Source organism: Rhodococcus sp. PML026 (assembly GCF_000963615.1).
Classification (GTDB): domain Bacteria; phylum Actinomycetota; class Actinomycetes; order Mycobacteriales; family Mycobacteriaceae; genus Rhodococcoides; species Rhodococcoides fascians.
Genome location: NZ_KQ031365.1, coordinates 35,692 through 58,571 on the forward strand (window position 1 = coordinate 35,692; position 22,880 = coordinate 58,571).

Annotated in this window: 24 protein-coding genes; 16 read left to right on the forward strand and 8 right to left on the reverse strand. The window is 65.7% G+C overall.

What is annotated here, in order from left to right:
- Positions 1 to 12 precede the first annotated feature (12 nt).
- Entirely contained in the window at positions 13 to 783 is a 771-nt protein-coding gene (gene map, locus VF34_RS00185) for a type I methionyl aminopeptidase (protein ID WP_032366687.1), read from the reverse strand.
- Positions 784 to 886: 103 nt separating this feature from the next.
- Between map and VF34_RS00190 the strand changes: the two genes are divergently transcribed.
- A complete protein-coding gene (locus VF34_RS00190) occupies positions 887 to 1,582 on the forward strand; it encodes a GNAT family N-acetyltransferase (RefSeq protein WP_094643879.1) in 696 nt (231 codons plus the stop codon).
- 436 nt (positions 1,583 to 2,018) lie between these two features.
- Here the strand turns inward: VF34_RS00190 and VF34_RS00195 are convergent, their stop codons facing one another.
- Entirely contained in the window at positions 2,019 to 2,312 is a 294-nt protein-coding gene (locus tag VF34_RS00195; RefSeq protein ID WP_032374718.1) for a DUF222 domain-containing protein, read from the reverse strand.
- A gap of 156 nt (positions 2,313 to 2,468) precedes the next feature.
- On the opposite strand from VF34_RS00195, the gene VF34_RS00200 reads away from it, so the two are divergent.
- The 3 genes from VF34_RS00200 to fgd all read left to right on the forward strand — a co-directional run bounded on the left by VF34_RS00200 (position 2,469) and on the right by fgd (position 4,174).
- The gene (locus tag VF34_RS00200) at positions 2,469 to 2,768 is read left to right on the forward strand and encodes a hypothetical protein (RefSeq protein ID WP_231578159.1); all 300 of its coding nucleotides are present in this window, start codon (positions 2,469 to 2,471) and stop codon (positions 2,766 to 2,768) included.
- Positions 2,765 to 3,097 (forward strand): YidH family protein, encoded by a 333-nt coding sequence (locus tag VF34_RS00205; RefSeq protein ID WP_027498497.1) that lies wholly within the window; start codon positions 2,765 to 2,767, stop codon positions 3,095 to 3,097. Before VF34_RS00200 ends, VF34_RS00205 begins: the two co-directional genes overlap by 4 nt.
- A gap of 63 nt (positions 3,098 to 3,160) precedes the next feature.
- A complete protein-coding gene (gene fgd, locus VF34_RS00210) occupies positions 3,161 to 4,174 on the forward strand; it encodes a glucose-6-phosphate dehydrogenase (coenzyme-F420) (protein WP_027498496.1) in 1,014 nt (337 codons plus the stop codon).
- Here fgd and VF34_RS00215 read toward each other — a convergent pair whose 3' ends face one another.
- A complete protein-coding gene (locus tag VF34_RS00215; protein WP_032374720.1) occupies positions 4,175 to 4,699 on the reverse strand; it encodes a nitroreductase/quinone reductase family protein in 525 nt (174 codons plus the stop codon).
- A gap of 60 nt (positions 4,700 to 4,759) precedes the next feature.
- Here VF34_RS00215 and pta point away from each other — a divergent pair, with 60 nt between their 5' ends.
- Both pta and VF34_RS00225 read left to right on the forward strand, forming a co-directional pair.
- The gene (gene pta / locus VF34_RS00220; RefSeq protein WP_179274113.1) at positions 4,760 to 6,877 is read left to right on the forward strand and encodes a phosphate acetyltransferase; all 2,118 of its coding nucleotides are present in this window, start codon (positions 4,760 to 4,762) and stop codon (positions 6,875 to 6,877) included.
- Entirely contained in the window at positions 6,874 to 8,064 is a 1,191-nt protein-coding gene (locus VF34_RS00225; protein WP_032374721.1) for an acetate kinase, read from the forward strand. The genes pta and VF34_RS00225 overlap by 4 nt, the downstream gene beginning before the upstream one ends.
- On the opposite strand, the gene VF34_RS00230 is transcribed toward VF34_RS00225, so the two are convergent.
- From VF34_RS00230 to VF34_RS00240, 3 genes are read right to left on the reverse strand one after another with little or no spacing between them, the layout of a single operon-like run.
- Complete coding sequence (locus VF34_RS00230) at positions 8,061 to 10,544, reverse strand: serine/threonine-protein kinase (RefSeq protein ID WP_155288429.1); 2,484 nt, start codon at positions 10,542 to 10,544, stop codon at positions 8,061 to 8,063. The two genes, VF34_RS00225 and VF34_RS00230, sit on opposite strands and share 4 nt — an antisense overlap.
- A gap of 11 nt (positions 10,545 to 10,555) precedes the next feature.
- Entirely contained in the window at positions 10,556 to 11,527 is a 972-nt protein-coding gene (locus VF34_RS00235; protein WP_032365120.1) for a glutamate ABC transporter substrate-binding protein, read from the reverse strand.
- On the reverse strand, positions 11,524 to 12,828 hold the full coding sequence (locus VF34_RS00240) for a hypothetical protein (RefSeq protein ID WP_032365121.1): 1,305 nt from the start codon (positions 12,826 to 12,828) through the stop codon (positions 11,524 to 11,526). The genes VF34_RS00235 and VF34_RS00240 overlap by 4 nt, the downstream gene beginning before the upstream one ends.
- A gap of 85 nt (positions 12,829 to 12,913) precedes the next feature.
- Between VF34_RS00240 and VF34_RS00245 the strand changes: the two genes are divergently transcribed.
- The gene (locus VF34_RS00245) at positions 12,914 to 13,750 is read left to right on the forward strand and encodes an NUDIX hydrolase (protein ID WP_032365122.1); all 837 of its coding nucleotides are present in this window, start codon (positions 12,914 to 12,916) and stop codon (positions 13,748 to 13,750) included.
- Between the two features lie 2 nt (positions 13,751 to 13,752).
- Here the strand turns inward: VF34_RS00245 and thiE are convergent, their stop codons facing one another.
- Entirely contained in the window at positions 13,753 to 14,445 is a 693-nt protein-coding gene (gene thiE / locus VF34_RS00250) for a thiamine phosphate synthase (protein ID WP_027498488.1), read from the reverse strand.
- A gap of 158 nt (positions 14,446 to 14,603) precedes the next feature.
- On the opposite strand from thiE, the gene thiO reads away from it, so the two are divergent.
- The 7 genes from thiO (at position 14,604) to VF34_RS00285 (ending at position 20,962) form a co-directional block, all read left to right on the forward strand.
- Entirely contained in the window at positions 14,604 to 15,656 is a 1,053-nt protein-coding gene (gene thiO, locus VF34_RS00255; RefSeq protein WP_080733361.1) for a glycine oxidase ThiO, read from the forward strand.
- Positions 15,653 to 15,868, forward strand: a complete 216-nt coding sequence (gene thiS / locus VF34_RS00260; protein WP_027498486.1) for a sulfur carrier protein ThiS — start codon at positions 15,653 to 15,655, stop codon at positions 15,866 to 15,868. Before thiO ends, thiS begins: the two co-directional genes overlap by 4 nt.
- Positions 15,861 to 16,613: a thiazole synthase gene (locus VF34_RS00265; protein WP_032374723.1), complete on the forward strand. Its 753-nt coding sequence runs from the start codon at positions 15,861 to 15,863 to the stop codon at positions 16,611 to 16,613. Before thiS ends, VF34_RS00265 begins: the two co-directional genes overlap by 8 nt.
- Positions 16,614 to 16,879: 266 nt before the next feature.
- Positions 16,880 to 17,842, forward strand: a complete 963-nt coding sequence (locus VF34_RS00270) for an ABC transporter ATP-binding protein (protein WP_027498484.1) — start codon at positions 16,880 to 16,882, stop codon at positions 17,840 to 17,842.
- The gene (locus VF34_RS00275; protein WP_027498483.1) at positions 17,842 to 18,612 is read left to right on the forward strand and encodes an ABC transporter permease; all 771 of its coding nucleotides are present in this window, start codon (positions 17,842 to 17,844) and stop codon (positions 18,610 to 18,612) included. The genes VF34_RS00270 and VF34_RS00275 overlap by 1 nt, the downstream gene beginning before the upstream one ends.
- Positions 18,613 to 18,637: 25 nt before the next feature.
- Complete coding sequence (locus VF34_RS00280; RefSeq protein ID WP_032374724.1) at positions 18,638 to 20,104, forward strand: M28 family peptidase; 1,467 nt, start codon at positions 18,638 to 18,640, stop codon at positions 20,102 to 20,104.
- A gap of 36 nt (positions 20,105 to 20,140) precedes the next feature.
- Positions 20,141 to 20,962: an adenylate/guanylate cyclase domain-containing protein gene (locus tag VF34_RS00285; RefSeq protein ID WP_032374725.1), complete on the forward strand. Its 822-nt coding sequence runs from the start codon at positions 20,141 to 20,143 to the stop codon at positions 20,960 to 20,962.
- Here VF34_RS00285 and thiD read toward each other — a convergent pair.
- On the reverse strand, positions 20,924 to 21,778 hold the full coding sequence (thiD, locus tag VF34_RS00290) for a bifunctional hydroxymethylpyrimidine kinase/phosphomethylpyrimidine kinase (protein ID WP_032374726.1): 855 nt from the start codon (positions 21,776 to 21,778) through the stop codon (positions 20,924 to 20,926). The genes VF34_RS00285 and thiD overlap by 39 nt on opposite strands.
- A 301-nt stretch (positions 21,779 to 22,079) precedes the next feature.
- On the opposite strand from thiD, the gene VF34_RS00295 reads away from it, so the two are divergent.
- Complete coding sequence (locus tag VF34_RS00295; protein ID WP_027498479.1) at positions 22,080 to 22,406, forward strand: GNAT family N-acetyltransferase; 327 nt, start codon at positions 22,080 to 22,082, stop codon at positions 22,404 to 22,406.
- A 114-nt stretch (positions 22,407 to 22,520) separates the two neighbouring features.
- Entirely contained in the window at positions 22,521 to 22,877 is a 357-nt protein-coding gene (locus tag VF34_RS00300) for a GNAT family N-acetyltransferase (RefSeq protein ID WP_045840626.1), read from the forward strand.
- The last annotated feature ends 3 nt before the right edge of the window (positions 22,878 to 22,880 follow it).

Genomic DNA, 22,880 nt, shown 5'->3' on the forward strand with positions numbered 1-22,880 from the left:
ACCGACGCAGAATCACGAACGTAGGGTCATGATTTCGGCCCCGCTGTCGGTGATGACGACGGTGTGTTCGCTGTGCGCGGTGCGGCAACCGGTGGTGCTGCGCAACGTCCACCCGTCGGGGTCGGTGACCAGCTCATCGGTATCCGCCATCACCCAGGGCTCGAGTGCCAACATCAGGCCGGGGCGAAGGCCGTAGCCGCGACCGGGCCTGCCGGTATTGGATACGTGCGGATCCTGATGCATGGTCGATCCGATTCCGTGACCACCGAACTGAACGTTGATGGGAAAGCCGGCTTCACGAAGAACCGTCCCGATGGCGTGGGAGATATCGCCGATCTTGTTGCCCGGACGTGCCGCGGCGATACCCGCGGCCAACGCTCGTTCGGTGGCATCGATCATCGCCAGGCTCTCTGCCGGCTTGTTCTCGCCGACGACGAAACTGATGGCCGAGTCCGATGCCACGCCGCCGAGGATCACGGCAAGATCGAGGGTCAGCAGATCGCCGTCGGCCAGGTTGTAGTCGTGCGGCAAACCGTGCAGCACAGCGTCGTTGACCGACGTGCAGATGTAGTGGCCGAACGGTCCGCGCCCGAAGGACGGCGCGTAATCGACGTAGCACGACGTCGCCCCCGCCCCGAGGATGATGTCCTTGGTCCATTCGTCGATCTCGAGCAGGTTGGTGCCGACGGTCGCGCGTTCGCGGACGGTCTCGAGAATTTCGGCGACGAGTGCACCGGTTTCACGGGCAAGGGGAATCTTGCTCGGGGGCAGGATTTCGATCACGGAATGCCTTTCGGTTCGATGCGAATAACTATACCGGTATAAGTATTGGTGACGGAGTGGGTCGTGAGCAACTGACCGAGCCCGACATGGGACGCTGACCGACGTGTCTGTTCACCCTCTCGACGATCCCATTCGTACCTCCCTCGGTGGTCCGCTGTCGCGGTTTGCGATCACGCGCGGCCGAGTGATTCGCGCTGATCCCCAGGTCTCGCCCTTTCTGGCGCATCCCGACGTTCTGCAGCCACGGGATTGGGACGACATCGCAGTGCTGTTCGGGCCGCGGAGCATCGTGGGATTGCGGGGGCCGGTGCTGGATGTGCCCGAGGGGTGGTCCGTGGTCGACAGCTTCGGGATCGTTCAACTCGTGGGCACCGAACTCGAGACTCGGCCGTTGGCCGAGGCGGTAGAACTGACAGCCGACGACGTGCCCGAGATGCTCGATCTCGTGCGACGCACCGAGCCGGGCCCGTTCCTTCCTCGCACCCGCGAACTCGGCACGTATCTCGGTATCCGACGAGGCGGCGCTCTGATCGCGATGGCAGGGGAGCGCATGCGTCCGCCGGGGTGGACCGAGATCAGCGCAGTGTGTACCGACCCGGCTCATCGCGGACAGGGCTTGGCCACCGAGCTGGTCCGCGCGGTCGGTCACGGCATCAGGGCCCGAGGCGACGAGCCTTTCCTGCATGCCGCCGCGACGAACATCCGCGCTATCGAGCTGTACCTCTCCATCGGATTCTCTCTGCGCCAGACCTCGCAGCTGACGCTGGTGAGAACGCCGGAACGAGCGGCCGACGTCTGAGGTCAGAATGGCGGCTCCTCGTCTTCTTCGTTGGTCGGTTCTGGCTCGGGGGTCGGGTTGTCGGGGTAGGCGATGACGCCTGATCGTCTGGGTTTGGTGGGGATGTACGGCCGGAGGTCGTTGCCGATGATGGGTACGGCTGTTCCGTTGGCTGGCAGGGTGATTCGGGTGGTCTTCGAGGTGGAGGTCCACAGGATGGCGCCGCCGGGGAGTATGACGGCGGTCCAGTAGCCTGCGGTTTTGACGCTGTGGTGGTATTCGCAGAGGCATTGGAGGTTGTTGACGGTGGTCCAGCCGCCGCCGAGGGGATTGGCGTGGTCGAACGGGTTGACGTGGTCGAGTTGGCAGCGTGTGGCGGGTCGGTGGCAGCCGGGGAAGCGGCAGTGGCGATCGCGTAGTCGTACGGCGGCGGTGGTGAGGGCGTCGGGTCTGTAGATCAGGGCTCGGTCGGTGAGTGGGTCGCGCGGGGGAGGTCGATGTCACCGGCCTCGAATGCGGCTTTCAGCAGAGGAAGCCGGGTGTGCAGGGCCACGCCGACGGACACGTACGCTTCGGCGACGGTGGCGGAGCAGCTCAACGCGAGTGCCATTTCGGTGCGTCCGTACCGGCTGTACTGCCGATGCTTCGCATCCTGCGCGATGCAGGTGAGGTGGAAGTCGTAGCAGGCAGCGATCTTTCGGGCCGCATGCCGATTCTCTTCCCGCGCGGCACTGGTGCAGCCATTTTTCACCCCCCGGTGACCCCCAGTTCAGAACGTGCGTTCGAACCGAAGAAAGAGTATCTCGACCCACCGACAGGTTTCGAGATCACGGTTGCGAGAGCGTCCCGAGCAGGCCTACCGTTAACTATGCGAACAACATCCACGGCCCACTACGACGACGGTCTCGTGCGCGTGGACGATAGCGGGGTCACGTTGCGGCACTACTACTTTCCGTTCGGGATCGAGAAGTTCGTCCCCTACTGCGACATTCGCGCCGTCGACACCGCCGTGCTGGGCAACTGGAACGGACGTTGGCGGCTGTGGGGCGCGTCGACAACCGACCAGTGGCTCCCGCTGGACGTCATGCGTCCGAAGAAGGACACTGCAGTGGTGCTCACCATCCGCCGCGTCTCGCCGGTCTTCACCCCCGACGATCCTGAACTCCTTGCCCGACTCATCCGCGAACGCATCACCGCTCCAGCGTGACGCGCCCCGACGAGCGGTTCACCCTCGCCAGTGAACGCACCTTTCTTGCCTGGCTCAGAACATCGCTCGGGTTGCTCGCCGGCGGGATCGCAATCGTTCACCTGGTTCCCGGATTCAGCACCGGCTGGGTTCGCACTGCACTAGGTCTGATTCTCATCGGCCTCGCGGCCGCCGCACCCGTCATCGGACTACGGCGATGGATGCGTGTACGTGCCGCCCTCGAGAGCGGAGCGCCCATGCCCGAGTCCCGGGACCTGTGGATCTTCGCGGTCGGCATTGGCGCAGTAGCAGTATTGGCTGCGGTGGTCACTGTTCTGGGGATCCAGTAGCACACCGCCAATCGCCACAGGTGCACAATCGAAGTACTAGACGACCAACGACAGGAGTTCGGCGTGGCGCAGGGTCTCAAGCTCGGGTACAAGGCATCGGCGGAGCAGTTCGGGCCGCGGGAGCTCGTCGAACTCGGTGTTCTCGCCGAGCAACACGGTATGGACTCCGCGACTGTCAGTGACCACTTTCAACCGTGGCGTCACGAGGGCGGTCACGCCCCGTTCTCGCTGGCCTGGATGACGGCCGTCGGCGAGCGCACGAAGACGATCCAGCTCGGTACCTCGGTGCTCACGCCGACGTTCCGTTACAACCCGTCGGTCATCGCGCAGGCGTTCGCCACGATGGGCTGCCTCTACCCCGGACGCATCATGCTCGGAGTGGGAACCGGTGAGGCGCTCAACGAGATCGCCACCGGGTTCACCGGCGAGTGGCCGGAGTTCAAGGAGCGTTTCGCACGACTGCGTGAGTCGGTTCGCTTGATGCGCGAGCTGTGGCTCGGCGATCGCGTCGACTTCGAGGGCGAGTACTACACGACCAAGGGCGCGTCGATCTACGACGTCCCCGAGGGCGGCATCCCCGTCTACATCGCGGCCGGCGGACCCGTCGTCGCGCGGTATGCAGGACGCGCGGGTGACGGCTTCATCTGTACGTCGGGCAAGGGCATGGAGCTCTACACCGACAAGCTCCTCCCGGCCGTCGAAGAGGGCGCAGGCAAGGCAGAGCGTGACGCCGGCGAGATCGACAAGATGATCGAGATCAAGATCAGCTACGACACCGATCCGGAACTGGCACTGGAGAATTGCCGTTTCTGGGCCCCGCTGTCGCTGACACCGGAGCAGAAGCACTCCATCGACGACCCGATGGAGATGGAGAAAGCCGCCGACGAGCTGCCGATCGAGCAGGTCGCCAAGCGTTGGATCGTGGCTTCGGACCCGGACGAGGCCGTCGAGAAGGTCAAGCAGTACACAGACGCCGGCCTGAACCACCTGGTGTTCCACGCGCCCGGACACGACCAGAAGCGCTTCCTCGAGCTGTTCGAGAAGGATCTGGCACCGCGCCTGCGCAAGCTCGGCTAGTTACGTCGAAGTGCGGGGATCGGCCGAGAGTGCGAACAATCGCATGTCTCGGTCGGTCCTTGTTTCGTACTCGCCGTACACCTCCACCATCGCGTCGAACTGTCGGTAGATACGCGCCTTCTCATCGCCGGTGATTCGGGTGGCGGTGACCGGTATCTTCCTGCCGCCGATAGTGACGACGGCCTTCGGGTCGGCCAGAAGATTCGACGTCCATGCCGGATGGTGTTGTTGGCCGAAATTGGATCCCACGACGAAAATCCGATCACCCTCCCGGTAGTACAACAGCGGACTCGTCCTCGGCCTACCGGATTTGCGTCCGGTGGTTGTCAACAACACCACCGGAGCAGCGATCGGTCCGAGGACGGTGAATCGGCCGTTCGACTTGGTCAACAACCAGCGGTCGACGCCTGCGAGGTTCCTGATCACCCACGAACCGGGCTTGGTCGACGCGAACTTGACGGCGGGCTTGCGGATGAACGATGTCTCGCTGCCCCAGCGAACATCCGGAAACGGTGATTCGACCATGGCTCATGGGACAACCCGACTGTGCTCGGTGTCAACACCCCAACCATTAAGCTGGCGGGCATGGCTGAGTCCACCGGTGCCGAGACGGCTGACATGTATCCCTCGAGTATTTATGTCGCGTCACCGGAAGGCGACTCCGGCAAGTCCACGATTGCATTGGGAGTGCTGCAGATGCTCGCCGCGACGACGGCCCGGGTCGGTGTGTTTCGGCCTATCGCTCGCTCGACGGAGGAGCCGGATTACATTCTCGAATTGCTCGTCGAGCACACGACCGCCGATCTGAGTTACGAGCAGTCTCTCGGGGTCACTTACGAGCAGGTGCATTCCGATCAGGATGCGGCACTGAGCGAGATCGTCAGTCGGTATCACGAGGTGGCTGCGCAGTGCGACGCCGTGGTGATCGTGGGTAGCGATTACACCGATGTCGGCAGCCCGAGTGAACTCGGATTCAATGCGCGCATCGCGGTCAATCTCGGTGCCCCCGTGCTCCTCGCGCTGCGTGGCTCCGATCGAACCCCCGACGAGATCGCTCAGTTGGCGGCGCTGTGCCAGGCCGAACTGCGGCAGCATCACGCCCATCTCGCCGCGATCGTGGCGAACCGGTGCGATCCGGATCAGTTGGACGCCGTCACCGACGCATTGGCGTCGGTCGACGTTCCTGCGTGGAGCCTTCCCGAGATCCCGTTGCTCGTCGCGCCGACCATGGCGGAGTTGCTCGACGCGGTGGACGGAACGCTCTACAGCGGCGACTCGTCGTTGCTGCAGCGAGAAGCGATGCGGGTGATGGTCGGCGGTATGACGGCCGAGCACATTCTGGAGCGGCTCACCGAAGGTGTCGTCGTCATCGCGCCGGCAGACCGGTCCGACGTACTTCTCGCACTCGTCAATGCTCATGAGGCGGAGGGTTTTCCGTCCCTCGCCGGCATCATCATGAACGGCGGCATCGAACCGCACCCGGCAATCGCACGACTGGTCGCCGGTCTCGGTCCGAGACTGCCGATTCTGACCACCGAGCTCGGAACCTTCGACACCGCATCGGCTGCGGCGCAGACCCGTGGCCGTGTTGCCGTCGGTTCTCAGCGCAAGGTCGACACCGCGCTGGGCCTGATGGAGCAGCGGGTGGACGCCAAAACCCTTCTGGGACGGCTCGATATCGCCATCCCGACCATCACGACGCCGCAGATGTTCGAATACCAGCTGATCCATCGAGCGCGTGCCGATCGCAAGCACATCGTGCTCCCCGAGGGCGGCGACGACCGGATTCTGCGGGCCGCCGGAAGGCTGTTGCAACGCCAGGTCGCGGACCTCACGATCCTCGGCGAAGAAGGCCCGATTCGACGTCGTGCATCGGAACTGGGAGTGGATCTGGATTCGGCGACCATCCTCGACCCCAAGAACTGTGACTACGCCGAGGAATTCGCGCAGGAGTACACGGAACTGCGCAAGCACAAGGGGATGACGATCGAGCGTGCCCGCGAGATCATGGCCGACATCTCCTACTTCGGAACCATGATGGTGCACAAGGGCATTGCCGATGGCATGGTGTCGGGAGCGGCGCACACGACCGCGCACACCATCAAGCCGTCGTTCGAGATCATCAAGACCACCGAGGGCGTGTCGACGGTCTCGTCGATCTTCCTGATGTGCCTGTCCGATCGCGTACTGGCCTACGGCGACTGCGCCGTCGTGCCGGACCCGACGGCCGAGCAATTGGCCGACATCGCCATCTCCTCGGCGCAGACCTCGGCCCAGTTCGGTATCGAACCGCGAGTGGCGATGTTGTCGTACTCCACCGGCGAATCCGGCTCGGGAGCCGACGTCGACAAGGTGCGGCAAGCGACGGCCATCGTGCGCGAACGTAACCCGGAACTGTTGGTGGAGGGCCCCATTCAATACGACGCGGCCATCGAGCCGTCGGTCGCGAAATCGAAGCTGCCGGATTCCGACGTGGCAGGCCGCGCGACGGTGTTCATCTTCCCCGACCTCAACACCGGCAACAACACCTACAAGGCCGTTCAGCGCAGCGCCGGTGCCGTCGCTGTCGGGCCGGTACTGCAGGGCCTGCGCAAGCCCGTGAACGACCTCTCGCGTGGGGCACTGGTCGAGGACATCGTCAACACCGTCGCCATCACCGCCATTCAGGCGCAGGGTATCTCCCAGCAGGAGGCACAGGCGTGAGCATCCTCGTCGTCAACTCGGGTTCCTCCTCGGTCAAATTTCAACTGGTCGATCCCGATTCGGGCGAATCGCTGGCCAGTGGGCTCGTCGAGCGCATCGGTGAATCCGACGGCCGCGTCGAACTCGACCATCGCGGCGAGAGCGTCGAGCGTACCCAGCACATCGAGGATCACGGTGCCGGTCTGGCGCTGGCGTTCGAGATGCTCGCGGACGCGGGAATCGAACTGGGCTCAGACGTCACCGCCGTCGGGCACCGAGTCGTCCACGGAGGAACGGTGTTCTACCGTCCGACGATCATCGACGACGCCGTTGTGCAGCAGATCTCGGACCTGAGCAGTCTTGCACCGCTTCATAATCCGCCGAACGTACTCGGCATCGAGGTTGCCAGGAAGCAGCTGCCGGACGTCCCGCACGTGGCGGTGTTCGACACGGCCTTCTTCCACTCGCTGCCCGACGCAGCCGCGACCTATGCCATCGACGCGACCGTCGCCGCCGAGCACGACATCAGGCGCTACGGCTTTCACGGCACCTCGCACCACTACGTCTCGGACCAGGTGTCGCAGTTCTTGGGACGCGATCTCGCAGACCTGAACCAGATCGTCCTGCACCTGGGCAACGGAGCCTCGGCATCGGCGGTCTCCGGGGGCAAGGCAGTCGACACCTCGATGGGCCTGACCCCGCTCGAAGGACTCGTCATGGGTACTCGCAGCGGCGACATCGACCCCGGCGTCATCATGCATCTGCGCCGCAGCGCAGGTATGAGCGTCGACGACATCGATGCCTTGCTGAACCGGCGGTCCGGACTGATCGGACTGTCCGGGGTCAACGACTTCCGGCAACTACAACAACGGATCGACGACGACGATGCCTCCGCGCGGCTGGCGTACGACGTCTACATTCACCGACTGCGCAAGTACATCGGCGCGTACATGCTCGGACTCGGCCGGCTCGACGTCATCACGTTCACCGCGGGTGTCGGCGAGAACGCGTCCGCCGTGCGTGCCGACGCCCTGGCGAACCTCGAGGGATTCGGCATCGAGATCGACCCGGAGCGTAATGCAGTGCGCAGCAAGCAGGCTCGGGTCATCTCGACCGACTCGTCGACCGTGACCGTGTTGGTGGTGCCGACCAACGAGGAGCTGGCGATCGCTCGGGCGACGGACGATCTGGTTCGTGACGGCGACTAGAACAGTGAACGGGGCCGGATAGCGTTCGCCAGGTCCACCAGTGAGAAGCGATGCGCGCGATCGGTGGCGTTGCGGGCCAACGCCCGCAGCCCCTTCTCGGTGCCACGCCGCAATCCGTCCTCGGTGAACGGGACGCTGAGAATCGGCTCCCGTTCGGCCGTGGCGGCGTGGCCGGAGACGATCCAGTCCAAGGCCATCGCGAGCACCAGCGTCCGCATCTGCAGTGCTCGGCTCTCCGCCTTGGGGAGCAGCGCCACTCGCCGTGCGGCAGAGCGGAAATCGGCCTCGGACAGCTCGGCGCGCGAGCGATCCATCAGCAAGGTCAGCACACTGGTCATCCGTGCCATCGAGTAGTGCCGCGAGCTGATCGGCACCTGGTCCAGTGCCGCGATGGCACCGGTCTGATCACCGCGGCGCTGCAGCTGCCGGGCCAGACCGAACGCCGAGCTGACGATGCCCCTGTTGGTGCGCCACACAGCGCGGTACAGGCCCTCGGCTCTGGCCCGCCATTTCTCGGCGTCCTCGTCGTTGCCGAGCGCGACATGCCCCAACAATTCCGACGTGGCACCGAGCGCGAGTTTGGGCGCGAGCTCGCCGGGCATCGCTCCGAGCACGTTGTCGAAACTCGTGAACGCAGAATCGTATTCGTGGTGCAGCAAGGCGATCAATCCGGCGTACCACTGCACCCGCCACGGATCGGCGGCATGATCCTCGGATTGCACCTTCGACAGGATGTCGGTGGCCTCCACGACGTGCCCCAGATCGAGGTGCGCCTTGACCTCGGCGAGGGTGATCTCCAGGCTCGCTCCCGCGGGCGCGGAACCGGTGGCACCTGACGTACCGGCCGACACCCGCTCGATGCCGTTCCGCTTGGCATGCTGGAGCGAGTCCAGAGTCTGCTGAGCTTCGACGTGCACGGCGGCAGCCAGCAGGGGAGCGCTCGGATCGTTGGGATCTACCAGGGGAACCGGCAGTGCGGCAACCACTTCGGCTGCCGTCATGCGCTCGTGGCGTACTTTGCCGTCGACGTAGGTATCGGTACGACCCACCGACTGCTCCGTACCGAACGTCGTACGCGGCGGGCTGAACACCGCGGACAGGCCGGGCCGCTCGACGCCCGTCCGGATCGCCAGGATCTCGCGCAGTACGCCGGTCGCCTGCCCCGCGAACTCGTCCGCGGACCGGAACCGCCGCGTCGGGTCTGCGTTGGTGGCTCGAAGCAGCAGGCGATGCAGCGACGGGAACTGCTGCAGCACTTCCGATTCTGCGACGGAGGGCAGGCCGTCGAGGTACTTGCCGTTCTTCGACGGCATGTCCAGCGTCAGCACCGCGAGGGTGCGGCCGACGGTGTAGATGTCCGACGCCACCGTCGGCCCGGTCTTCACGATCTCCGGTGCCTGGTACCCCACCGTGCCGTACAGGTAGCCGTAATCCTCGATGCCCGCGACCGCGCCGAGGTCGATCAACTTGATCTGGTCCTCGGAGACCATGATGTTCTCGGGCTTGAGATCGTTGTAGACCAGCCCGATCGAATGCAGATAACCCAGTGCCGGAAGCACTTCGAGTACGTAGGCCAGCGCCTGCTCGACCGGCATGCGGGCGTCGTCACCGCACGCGGTCAGGATGTCGCGCAGCGAACGACCACCCACGTACTCCATGACGATGAAGCCGACGGAAGTGCCGTCGCCGCGGGGTTGTTCGACGAAGTTGTAAATCTTGACGACGCCGGGATGCGCTACCTCGGCGAGGAATTGACGCTCCGCGACCGCGACCGCATGTGCTTCCTCGTCGCCGAAATGCAGTAGGCCTTTGAGTACTACCCAGCGGTCGCTGACGTTACGGTCGATGGCGAGGTAGATCCACCCCAGACCGCCGTGCGCGATGCACCCCTGCACGTCGTACTGGCCCACCACTCGATCACCCGGCTCGAGCAGCGGGGTGAAATCGAAGGTGGTGCCGCAGTGCGGGCACACGCCCACCGAGATGTCGGGCTCTCCCGGTTCGCTGCGCCCGACCTTGGCGTTGCACTTCCAACAGAACCGTTTGTGCTGCGGCACCGTAGGATCCGACATCACCGCGGTCGCCGGATCGATCGGCTCCACCCGCGGAACCTCCACCAGGCCGCCGCCGAGACGGCGCCGAATACCGGTGCTGCGGGAGCGACCGGACCGAGATCGACCGGTTCTGGCCCGAGTGGACGCGCTTTGCGACATGCCGGATTTGGCCGCTGAGGATTTGGCAACCGCAGCTTTCGAGTTGTCTTCACCTACCGGCGAATTCGGCCCCGGAGTCGGTGCGGTCCGGTCGTCGATCGGCGATCGCGAGACCGCCTGCGTGCGTTCGACGCCGTCGGTCGACGTTGCTTCCGGTCGCGCTACCGCCTGCGTGCGTTCGACGCCGTCCGTCGATGTGAGCTGATCCCGTGACACCGCCTGCGTGCGTTGCGCGGGAGCGGTGGGTTGCTGTTCGTCCTCGTCCATGACGTGCGCCTCTAATCGCTGTACGACGCGGTGGGTGGACCGGGGGAGGGGCCGAGCACCGTCAGCCACTTGTTGTAGATGCGGTTCCAGGTGCCGTCGGACCTGATGCGTGCCAACGTTCCGTTGACGAAGCGCACGAGATCCTCGTTCTTCTTGTTGATGCCCACGCCGTACGGTTCCGGGCTCAGACTGTCGCCGACGATCTCGAGGTACGGGTCCTGTGCGGCAAGTCCGGCCAGGATGGCGTCGTCGGTGCTGATGGCGTCGACCTGTCGTTGTTGCAGTACCACCAGGCAATCCGACCACATCGGCACCGTCACCACGGTCGCGGCCGGCTGCACCCGCTGCAGGCGACGCAGCGACGTGGTGCCCTCCACCGCGCACACCCGCTTGCCCGCCAGATCCCCGACCCCACGGATACCCGAGCCCTGCACCACCAGAACTCGGTGCTGCGCTTGGAAGTACACGGTGGAGAACTGGACGTCCTTACGCCGGGCGCACGTGATCGTCATGGTTTTCACCACGATGTCCACCGTCGAGTCCTGCAGAGCTTCGAGGCGCTGTGCGGACGTCAGAATTCGGAAGTCCAACCGGTTCGGGTCTCCGAACAGGTCGCGTGAGATCTCCCGAGCGATGTCGACGTCGAACCCGACCAGCTGCCCGGTCATGGGGTCGCGAAAGCTGAAAAGGTTACTGCCCGTGTCGAGGCCGACGACGAGGCGACCCTTGGCTCGGAGTGCATCGATGGTCGGCTGCGGAGGCAGTGGCGCGTCGGTGCCGGTCGGTAGCGGCCGCAGACTGGCCGTGGGGCGGGCGCACTCGTCGTCCGCCGGTGTTTCGGTGGGCCGAGCCGCGACGGTTGCTCCGTCGGGCAGAGGCGGTTCGGTGAACATCGTATCGCTCTGTGCCGCAATTCTTTCCGGCGGCGAGCATCCGACGAGCAGGGCGGTCGCGACGAGGCCGGCGGCGAGTAGGCGTCTCACAGGTATTCACGCAGCCTCGGGAACAGGCCGACTCCGAACGCCACCGAGGCCACCACCGTGAGCACGTACGCGCCGTTGGACAAGCCCGACAGGACCCAGACCGATCGATCGATATTGGAGCGTAGTTCGCTTCGGGCACTGTCGATCCCGTCGACCAGCACACTGTCGAGAGCGTTGAACGCAGCCGCCGAATCCGAATCACCCGATCCGGTCGCTATCGACACCGCACCGTTGAAGTCGCCCACCTCGAGCGCCGAATCGATGCGCGCATGCGAGGCCGACCAGTTGTTCAGGGCCTCGGTCACCTCGGGGTCGCCCTCGAACATGTCCGCGAGCCGAGAGACGTTGCCGGCGAACGACTGTCCGTAATCCTGGCTGCCACCGCGGCGGGCCAGGTCGAGTGTCTCGTCCGCCCTGGCCTGCTGGGCCAGAATGAACCCCGTCGTGTAGGACTTCAGCGGTGCCACCCCGCGGTCGATCGCGCGGTCGGTGGCGATCGACGAGATCAACCCCACCACCAACATCCACCCGAGCAAGCCCGCCAGAGCGGCCGTGGCACCGAGAAAACCGACATTGAGTGTGCGACGCGTCGTCCGGGACAGATACCACTGGGCGAGACCGGTCATCAGCAACAGAAACACCACCGACCCGATCGCGAAGTACGGGGGACTGGTGAACCTCTCCTGATCGGCCGAGACGCGGGAGGCCTGCTCGGTGTACAACTTCTCGGCCAGCGGCAACAGGCTGGACTGCATCATCGTCGACGCCTCGCCGAGATATGCCGCACCCACCGGGTTCCCGCTGCGATTGTTCGCTCGCGCCGTCTCGACCAGCCCGCTGTACACCGGCAACCCGGTAGCGATCTGAGTCAGCACTGCGCTGGTGGCCTCGTCCTTGTCGGTGACCCCGGCGGACGCGGCGATCAATTCCGACGACGCCTCACCCAATGCCTGCGAGTACCGGTCACGTACTTCGGGTTGCTCGAGCCCACCGGCAATGAATGCCGACGCGGCCGCCGCGTCGGCCACCGACAGGGCACCGTAGAGATTCTGAGCCGAGTTGGCGAACGGCTCGGTGCGCACCAGCAGTGTCCCGAGAGTGTCGACTCGATCGGTCACCGCCGTGGACGCGAGATTTCCGACCGTCAGCGCCAAGACGACCAGCGCGGTACCCATCGCGACCAACCGCGCAGGCGTCGAACGCATCGTGTATCGAACCGGTGGCTTGCCTGCAGCGGCACCGACGTGGGGTGCCGTTGTCGGGGGGACGGCAGCAGAGGGAGTAATGCCGGCCGCGATCACGCATCGAGCATATAAGCAGGCGGACCGCACTGCAGCCACTACAGCACAGTCACTACGGCGAGGCGGTTCACCTAGGGTGGGGAGCATGCGCGGTGACGGGGACGGTTGGGTGATCGGTGAGAACGGTTCTCGGCACTGGGGCAAGCACGGTGCCGCCGGTCTGCTGCTCCGTGCGCCCTCCGATGCGGGCGAACCGATGGTGTTGCTGCAGCACCGCGCGTTGTGGAGTCACCAGGGCGGAACGTGGGCCCTGCCGGGCGGGGCTCGCGATTCGCACGAGAGCACCGAGCACGCGGCGGTCCGCGAGGCGCACGAGGAAGCCGGTATCTCGGCCGAACAGTTGAGCGTGCGCAGCGAGCGTGTCACCGCCGCAGTCCCGAGCGGTTGGTCGTACACCACGGTCATCGCCGACACCGATCACCCGCTGGCCACCGTCCCGAACGGCGAGAGCACGGAACTGCGGTGGGTGCCGGAGTCCATCGTCGGCGAGCTGCCACTGCACCCGGGTTTCGCGTCGAGCTGGCCGTCGCTGCGTACCGAGCCGCTGCGCGTGCTGCTCGACACCGCCAACGTCCTCGGCTCCCGGCCCGACGGCTGGTGGAAGGACCGCGCCGGCTCGACCGGCGCACTGTTGACGTCGCTGGCCGCGACACTGCCGCGCACGGTGGAACTACCCAGCGGCCAGTACGGCTGGCTCACCCGCATCGAGGCCGTGCTCGAGGGGCAAGCGCGCGACGCCGTTGTCGACGATCCGCGCATCCCGGTGATCCTCGCGGACGGCAGTGGCGACGACACCCTCACAGATCAGGCCCACCGATCGACAGACCTGACCGCGCTGGTCACCGCCGACCGCGGACTCCAGAATCGACTGCCCGGCGCGGTGCACGTGCTCTCGCCGTCTGCCGTGCTCGCCTGGCTGTGACGTCAGTTCTGTAGCGCCTGTACCAGCGCGCGCGCAGCGGCCTGCGGATCACGTGCCTCGGTGATCGCCCGAACGACCACGATGCGCTCGGCTCCCGCCGCTCGAACCTGATCCACATTGGTCGCGTCGACGCCGCCGATGGCGAACCACGGGCGCTCCGGCAACGCATCCGCGGTGGCCCGCAGAGTTTCCAGGCCGGCGGCCGAGCGGTTGGGCTTGGTGGGCGTCGGCCACACCGGACCGACGGCGAAGTAGTCGACGCCGTCCTCGATGGCGGCGAGCGAGGACTGCGCGCGGTTCTGAGTCGAGCGTCCGATCACCACGTCCGGGCCCAGAATCTGGCGCGCGTAGTGCACCGGCAGGTCGCCCTGGCCCAGATGCAGGACGTCGGCACCGGACGCCAGCGCCAGATCCGCGCGGTCGTTGACGGCCAGCAAGGCACCGTGACGTTTGGTGGCCGCGAGCAGAATCGCCAGCGCAGCGAGCTCGTCCTTGGCCTCGAGCGGCCCGAACTGGCGCTCACCGGCGGAGTTCTTGTCGCGCAGCTGGATGATGTCGACGCCACCGGACAACGCGGCCTCGGCGAACTGCGCGAGATCGCCCTTGTCGCGTCGGGCATCGGTACACAGGTAGAGGCGAGCGGACGCAAGACGCTCGCGAGGAGTCTGGTTGCGGACGGTCTGAGTTGGGTGCACGAAACGAACTGTATTCTCATGGCAGCCGCGACCGACGACGGAGTGGCCGACATATCGCGGGAGTCCCGGGGATCGTGGGGCTGAGAGTGGGTTCGCCGCCCTTACCGTCAATACCTGAACCCGATCATGCGGGCGCAGGGAGTGAGGACGTGAATCGCGTGCATATCGTCGTTATCGGCGGAGGCGTCATCGGGCTGTCGACGGCACTACGACTGGCGGAGGACGGCCATCGGGTGGTGGTGCACGATCCTGCGCTGGGTCGAGGCGCGTCGTGGGTCGCCGGGGGCATGCTGGCCCCGCTGTCCGAGGGGTGGCCCGGTGAACACGAACTCCTACGGCTCGGTGCCGCGTCGCTCGAGCGGTGGCCGGACTTCGCCGGACGCCTCCCCGGCCCGTCGGTGTTCTCGGCCACCGGATCCATGACCGTCGCCCTCGACTCCGCCGACGCCACCGACCTGCGCACGATCGCCGAATGGGTGGGCGAGCAGGGACACGAGCTCGAGATTCTCGGCCGCGCGCAGGTGCGTGAACTCGAACCTGCATTGGCGCAGAACATTCGGCTCGGGTTGTTGGCACCGACCGAGCTGTCCGTCGACAATCGGGCCCTGGTTACCGCGCTCGAGCAGGGATGTCTCGACGCCGGAGTGGAGTTCGTGGCAACCTCGGTCGACGCAATTCCCGACGCCGATCAGGTGGTCCTGGCCGCCGGTTCTCGCTGCGCCGCACTGTGGCCGACACTGCCGGTCAGACCGGTGAAAGGCGAGATCCTGCGGCTGCGTCGTAGGCCAAGTGCCGCACCGCCACCGCACCGCACGATCCGCGGAACCGTGCACGGCCGACCCGTCTACCTGGTGCCACGCGGCGACGGATTGGTCGTCGGCGCAACACAATACGAATCCGGTGAGGACACCCAGGTCACCGTGGCGGGGGTGCGAGACCTGATCGCCGACGCCGAACGACTCATGCCGAGTATCGGCGAGTACGAGCTGTACGAAACTGCTGCAGGATTACGGCCGATGAGCCCCGACGGACTGCCGTTGATCGGCAGACTCGCCGACAACGTGATCGTCGCTACCGGGCACGGCCGCAACGGCATTCTGCTCGCGCCGATCACCGCCGACGCCGTCGCCGCGCTGGTATCGGGCGACACGCTGCCCGAGGCGAAAGCCGCCACACCCGAACGCTTCTCACAGATCGAAAGGACACCATGACCCAGGTTGCCATCGGGATCACCGTCAACGGCGAGGATCACCTGCTCACCGAGGACATGACCATGCGTCGGCTGCTCGAATTCCTTGGCTTGCCCGAGAAAGGCATTGCCGTCGCCGTCGACGGTGCCGTGCTGCCCAAGAGTCGATGGGACACCACCGACGTCCAAAAGGGTTGGACCATCGACGTTCTCACGGCGGTGCAGGGTGGCTAGCGCACTCACCATCGCCGATCGCACCTTCACATCCCGGCTCATCACCGGCACCGGGGGAGCGGCCAACCTCGCCGTCCTCGAGGAAGCCCTCGTCGCGTCGGGAACCGAACTGACCACCGTCGCGATGCGCCGCGTCGACGCCGCGGGTGGGACGGGAGTGCTCGATCTGCTGCGGCGGTTGAACATCGCCCCGCTGCCGAACACTGCGGGGTGTCGAGGATCGGCCGAGGCCGTGCTCACCGCGCAGCTCGGCCGCGAAGCGCTCGAGACCGACTGGGTGAAACTCGAAGTGATCGCCGACGAGCGAACCCTGCTGCCCGACGCCATCGAATTGGTCAAGGCCGCAGAGCAACTCGTCGACGACGGTTTCCAGGTGCTGCCGTACACCACCGACGACCCGGTACTGGCCAAGCGTCTCGAAGACATCGGCTGCGTTGCCGTCATGCCGCTCGGCTCACCCATCGGCACCGGCCTCGGCATCGCCAACCCACACAACATCGAGATGATCGTCGAGGCCGCAGGGGTGCCCGTGATCCTCGACGCGGGCATCGGCACCGCCAGCGACGCCACCCTCGCGATGGAACTCGGCTGCGACGCAGTGCTGCTCGCCACCGCGGTGACCCGCGCGAAGGACCCGGCGCTGATGGCGTCGGCGATGCGTCATGCGGTGGCCGCGGGTTACCAGGCCCGACATGCAGGCCGCATCCCGAAACGATTCTGGGCGCAGGCCAGCTCGCCGATGTAGCGGCTGCGTCGGCGGCGCGGCCCTTTGTGTGGTGCTGCGTATTTCGCAAACGCGAGCGCGTTTGCGAAACGCGCGCAGAATAGTGGCGAAAATGAGGGCGAATCCCCGCGCATCTGGCAAACGCGCGCGCATTTGCGGCTGCGCTCAGGCGACCGCGTGCCCCAGCCAGGCCTCGGCTGTCTCAGGGTCTGTGTCATCCAAAAGGATGATGCAAGTCGCGACTGTGGGGCGATGTGGACACGCCGTCGATCGGGGACAGTTGTCCCATGATCGAAGTGACAGGACTGACCAAGCAGTACGGAGCGGTGACGGCGGTCGACAACCTCACCTTCACCATCAAACCCGGCATCGTGACCGGCTTTCTCGGACCGAACGGTGCGGGCAAGTCCACCACGATGCGGATGATTCTCGGGCTCGACCGCCCCACCTCGGGGACGGCGACCATCGAGGGCAAGAGCTACAGCCACCTGAAGCAGCCACTGCGTACCGTCGGCGCTCTGCTCGACGCCAAATGGGTGCACCCCAACCGGTCTGCGCGTGCGCACCTGGAATGGATGGCCGCGTCCAACGGCATCCCCAAGTCCCGCGTCGACGAGGTGCTGCGGCTGGTGGGCCTGTCCGAGGTCGCGAAGAAGAATGCGGGCGGATTCTCGCTCGGCATGTCGCAGCGGCTCGGTCTCGCCGGCGCTCTTCTCGGTGACCCCAAGGTGTTGCTGTTCGACGAGCCGGTCAACGGACTCGATCCCGAGGGCATCGTCTGGATCCGAAAGTTCATGCAGCGCTTGGCAGCCGAGGGCCGCACGGTCCTGGTGTCGAGCCACCTGCTCTCGGAGATGGCGCAGACGGCCGAACACCTCATCGTCATCGGACGCGGCAAGCTGATCTCGGATTCCTCGGTGCAGGAATTCATCGACCATGCCTCCGAGGCCTCGGTACGCGTGCGCAGCCCACAGCTCGACGGCCTGCGTCAGGTGCTGACCACCGCCGGCCTCACGGTGCGTGAGCCGGACAAGTCCGACGAACTGCAGCCCTCGCTCGTCGTGCTGAACTCCACCACCGACGCGATCGGCGACCTCGCCGGCCGGGCCGGAATCACATTGCACGAGTTGGCCTCTCAGCGCGGCTCGCTCGAGGAAGCATTCATGAAACTCACCGGAGACACAGTGCAATATCACGGCTCGGGAGCCGAAGACCAGAACACTCAGCAAGCAATGGGCGGTGCACTCTGATGGGCGTCTTGGCAGCAGAAAGAATCAAGTTCACCTCGACCAAGTCGCCGTGGTGGTGCAGCGCGATCGTGGTGGTCTTCGGCCTCGGGTTCGGAGCCATCCTGGGTTGGGCCGCAAAGACCGCCGTCGGCCCGGATGCGCCGGAAGGTCTGCCACCGACCACCGCATACGACGTCGTCGGCAGCGGCGTCGGCGGACTCGGCATCATGGTGCTGATGATCCTCGGTGCACTCACCGTCACCAGCGAATACCGCTTCGGCCTGATCCGAACCACGTTCCAGGCGATCACCAACCGGGCCTCGGTGCTCGGTGCGAAGGCACTGATCGTCGGCGTGTACGGGGCAGTGCTGTCGTTGGTTCTCGCCTTCGGCGCGTTGTTCCTGGCCAAATCCATCGCCGGTGAGGAAGCCGGCGCATTGCTGAGCTTCGACGTCGACGGCACCTGGCGCGTCGTCTACGGCACCGCAATTCTGGCGTTCGTGCAGATCGTTCTGGCCGTTGCCGTGGGTGCGCTGATTCGCCAGTCCGCCGGTGCCATCGCCGTGTTGTTGTTGTGGCCGTTGCTCATCGAGAACCTCGTCGGGATCATCCCGAAGGTCGGCGAGAAGATTCAGCCGTTCCTGCCGTTCAAGAACGCCGACCATTTCCTCGGCGGATCCGCGGGAACGGACTTCCACTGGGGACCCGTCGGCAGCCTGATCTACTTCGTCGTCTTCACCGCGGTGATCTTCGGAGTGGCAGTGTTCGTCGTCAATCGCCGGGACGCCTGACACCTGCCTGGGTAGGGTGTCCGCTATGCGGATTTCCTTGCTTGCAGGTAGCGCCGTCACTGTCCTGATTCTGGCCGGTTGCTCGTCCTCCTCCGGTACGGGGGACGAGGAACCGGCCAGAGTTTTCGCGACACCCGACGGGGCCGGACTGTCGGAAGCGGTCACCGAGGATGCCCTCGTCGGGCACCTGCAGGAATTAGAGGACATCGCCGCCGCGCACGACGGTAACCGCGCGGCCGGGACTGCCGGATACGACGCGAGTGTCGATTACGTTGTCTCCCAACTGGAATCGGCCGGATTCGACGTCACCACTCCCGAATTCGATTTCGACACCTTCGAGGCGCAGACGCAAACCCTCTCGCTCGCGGGCACCGAGATTCCGGTGTTCGCGCTCAGCTACTCGCCCACCACGTCCGCCGAGGGGATCACCGCACGCGTCGTCGGCGCTCCCGCCGGGGCAGACGGGTGCGAGGCAGCCGATTACGCCGGTCTCGACCTGACGGGGGCGGTGGCAGTCGTGCCCCGCGGGGTGTGCCCGTTCGGTGCGAAGCAGACCGTCGCCGCCGAATTGGGTGCGGCGGCAGCGATCATCGTCAACAACGAACCCGGACCACTGGATTCGGGAACGCTCGGCGATTCCGAGACCGCGAAGATTCCGACCGGCGGTGTCAGCCAGGAGGACGGGGCAGCGGTCCTCGCGGCCCCCGAGGTCACGTTGACTCTCGTCACGACGACCGAGTCGACCACGAGCCGCAACATCATCGCGCAGACCACCACTGGCTCGACCGAGAACGTGGTGGTCGCGGGTGCCCACCTCGACAGCGTCCCCGAGGGTCCGGGCATCAACGACAACGGCACCGGCACCTCCGCCGTGCTCGAGACTGCTCTGCAGATGGGTAGTGCGCCCGAGGTGACCAACGCGGTCCGGTTCGCATTCTGGGGTGCCGAGGAAAACGGGCTCGTCGGTTCGACCAAGTACGTCGAGGGCCTGTCCGACGAGGACAAGCGAAACATCGCGCTGTACTTGAACTTCGACATGATCGGCTCGCACAACCCCGGCTACCTCGCCTACGACGGCGACGATTCCGACCAGGTCGGTGAGCCCGCGGGACCGGCCGGATCCGACGCCATCGAGCGCACGTTCGTCGAGCATTTGGCGGCCGACGGTATCGCCGTCGACGGTACGGATTTCGACGGTCGATCCGACTACGGGCCGTTCATCGAGGTCGGCATCCCCGCAGGCGGCGTCTTCAGCGGCGCGGACGAGAACAAGACCGCCGAGCAGGCCGCGAAGTGGGGTGGCACGGCCGATCAGACGTTCGACGAGAATTACCACACCGATCAGGACACCCTGGCGAACGTCGACCGCCCGGCGCTGGCGAAGAACGGTGCCGCCGTGGCGTACGGCATCGGTGTCTACGCGCAGTCGGTGGAAGGCCCCAACGGAGTACCGGTCGGGGCTGCGCGCGAGGCCGCACGCGCCGAAGGGTAAGGGAAGTATGTGTAACCGTGAGTTACGCTCGATCCTGTGAACGCAGTCGTCTCCTCGGTGGTGGAGTGGGTCCGCACCACCAACCGAGCGCCCACCGTCGTCGGGGCGGTTCGGCGTGTGCGTCGCGCATTACCCGGTGACCCCACGTTCGGTGATCCGCTGTCGATCGACGGTCCGGGACGCGCACTGGCCGTCGCGCGCGTGGCGGATCGGTTCCTGGCAGCGAACGGACTCGACGACGAACCGGGTGCCTCCCGCGAACTCGGCCTCGGTGCCCTGCAGGTGTGGCAGGCCATCCTCGAGCGAGCCGGCCGGGGCCGCGGCGACGAGCACGTCACGATCGTCTTCACCGATCTCGTCGGATTCTCGTCGTGGTCACTGCGCGCCGGCGATACCGCCACATTGACGTTGCTCCGTAAAGTCTCCAAAGCCGTCGAACCCGAGGTCGTGTTCCGCGGCGGGCACGTCGTGAAAAGGCTGGGCGACGGCATCATGGCCGTGTTCGCCGATGCGGGCAAAGCCGTCGACGCCGTGTTCGCGGCGCGCGAGGCCCTCACCAGCGTGAACGTCGACGGCTACACCCCGACGATGCGCGTCGGAATCCACACCGGAAGCCCGCGTCAGGTCGGTTCCGACTGGCTCGGTGTCGACGTCACCGTCGCAGCGCGGGTCATGCAGACCGGCGGAAACGGCAACATCATGATCTCGGCCGCCGCACTCGACGCCGTGTCACCAGAGATGCTCGACGCGTTGCACGTGGTCGCCAAGCCCTATCGGCGCAGTTTCTTCGCGCCGAAGATCAAGGGCGCTCCCGACGACCTACGCATTCTCCGACTCGTGCAGTCGCCACAGCGGTGACACCGGGCCGTGGCCCGCACCGAGGTCGTAGGACGCGGCCAGGCAACGGGTGACCCATTCCTTGCCGAACGCCACCGCGTCGGGCATCGAGTATCCGTGGGCCAGCGCCGACGCGATCGATGCCGCGAGGGTGTCGCCGCCGCCGTGATCGTTGCCGGTGTCGATGCGTTCGCTGGTGAATTCGAGGAAGGTGTCGCCGTCGAACAGTAGATCGGTGCTGTGGGTCGAGGTGCGGAGGTGACCGCCCTTGACCAGGGCCCATTGCGCGCCCAATCCGTGCAGCGCCTCGGCGGCGCGACGCGCGCCGGCGTCGTCGACGACATCGATGCCGGTGATCAACCGAACCTCGTCGAGGTTGGGAGTCACCAGCGAGGCGATGGGAAACAGCGTGTGCCGGATGGCGTCGAGCGCCTCGGCGTGCAGTAGGGGGTCACCGTGCATGGACGCGCACACCGGGTCGACGACGAGCGGCACCGGGTGGTCGCGGCCGATACCCACCTCGGTGCACACGGCCGTGACCGCCTCGATGATCGCGGTGGACGCCAGCATCCCGGTCTTCGCTGCGCCGACGCCGATGTCCGATACCACCGAGCGAACCTGAGCCGCGACGATCTCCGGCGGGATCTCGTGGAAGCCCGTCACGCCGACGGTGTTCTGGACCGTCACCGCCGCGACGGCAACACATGCGTGCACGCCCAACATGGCCATCGTGCGACTGTCCGCCTGGATTCCGGCACCGCCGCCGGAGTCGGTTCCGGCGATCGTCAGCGCGCGGACGGGAGTCTCGCCGTTGGGCGTGAGCGGTAGGAACTTCACGAGAGACGACAGTACCGGCGGGCCGCGATCGGCAGGGTCTCGGCAGGCGAGACGCCGGAGGTGAATGTTGGTGAAAACATGGTGACACTTTGAATGTTGTTGTATCACAACGCCGCACGGGGACACTTATGAGCTGTACCAGCATCCGGTTCGGGATCGATGGACAAACCTACGCATCCGAAGGTTTGTTGGTAGAAAAGGTGACAGACCCACCTCGCGCATGTTTAATAGTGGTGCACGTCACATACCGTCTCGGTTCCGAAGTTCCTCCACCACTCCACACCCAGCAAAGGAGGCGTCCATGCTTGCGAGTTCTCCCAGTGCTGATGTCTCGATCAACAAAGACCAGAATCGCTTCGAGCTTCGACTGAACGGCGACCTCGTCGGCATCGTCGGATTCTTCGAAGTCGAAGGAAACGGAGCCCGTGCGACACGCACGCATGTCGTCTCCTTCATGCACACCGTCGTCACCGAGGACTTCGGTCATCAAGGCTTGGCCGGCATTCTGGTTCGCCGCGCCCTCGACAGCGCGCGGTCCTACGGCTGGAAGGTCAAGCCGGTCTGCACCTACGTCCAGCGCTTCGCGGCGGCCAACCCCGAGTACAACGACATGCTCGTCGCTCTCTGAGTACTTGCACTGCCCGGCCGGTCACGCCACGGCTGGTTACGTAAAGGACTCGACTCGGCGTCGATCGGTGCACTTTCCCCGCGACACTCGAGCAACTCTGGTCTCATAAGTGACATGAGTCACATCATTCACCGCCGCTCCGACGCGGCGATTCCGGTCGAGCGCCCCTCGGTCCGCATCGAGGACAACGCCGATCACAACAGATTCGATCTGTTCGTCGACGACGATCTCGTCGGCATCCTCGGCTATCGGTTCGGCGATGGCGACGACGCAGCCGGCGACGAATCGGTCGTCGCGCTGATGCACACGGTCGTCAAAGAGGAATACGGCGACCGCGGCTGGGCAGGAGTGCTCGTGCGCGCATCGCTGAACACCGCGCGCGACCGCGACTGGCGCATCGTGCCGATCTGCACCTACGTCCGTCGCTACCTGGCGCAGCACCCGGAGTTCTTGGACCTGGTCGTCGAATAGCAG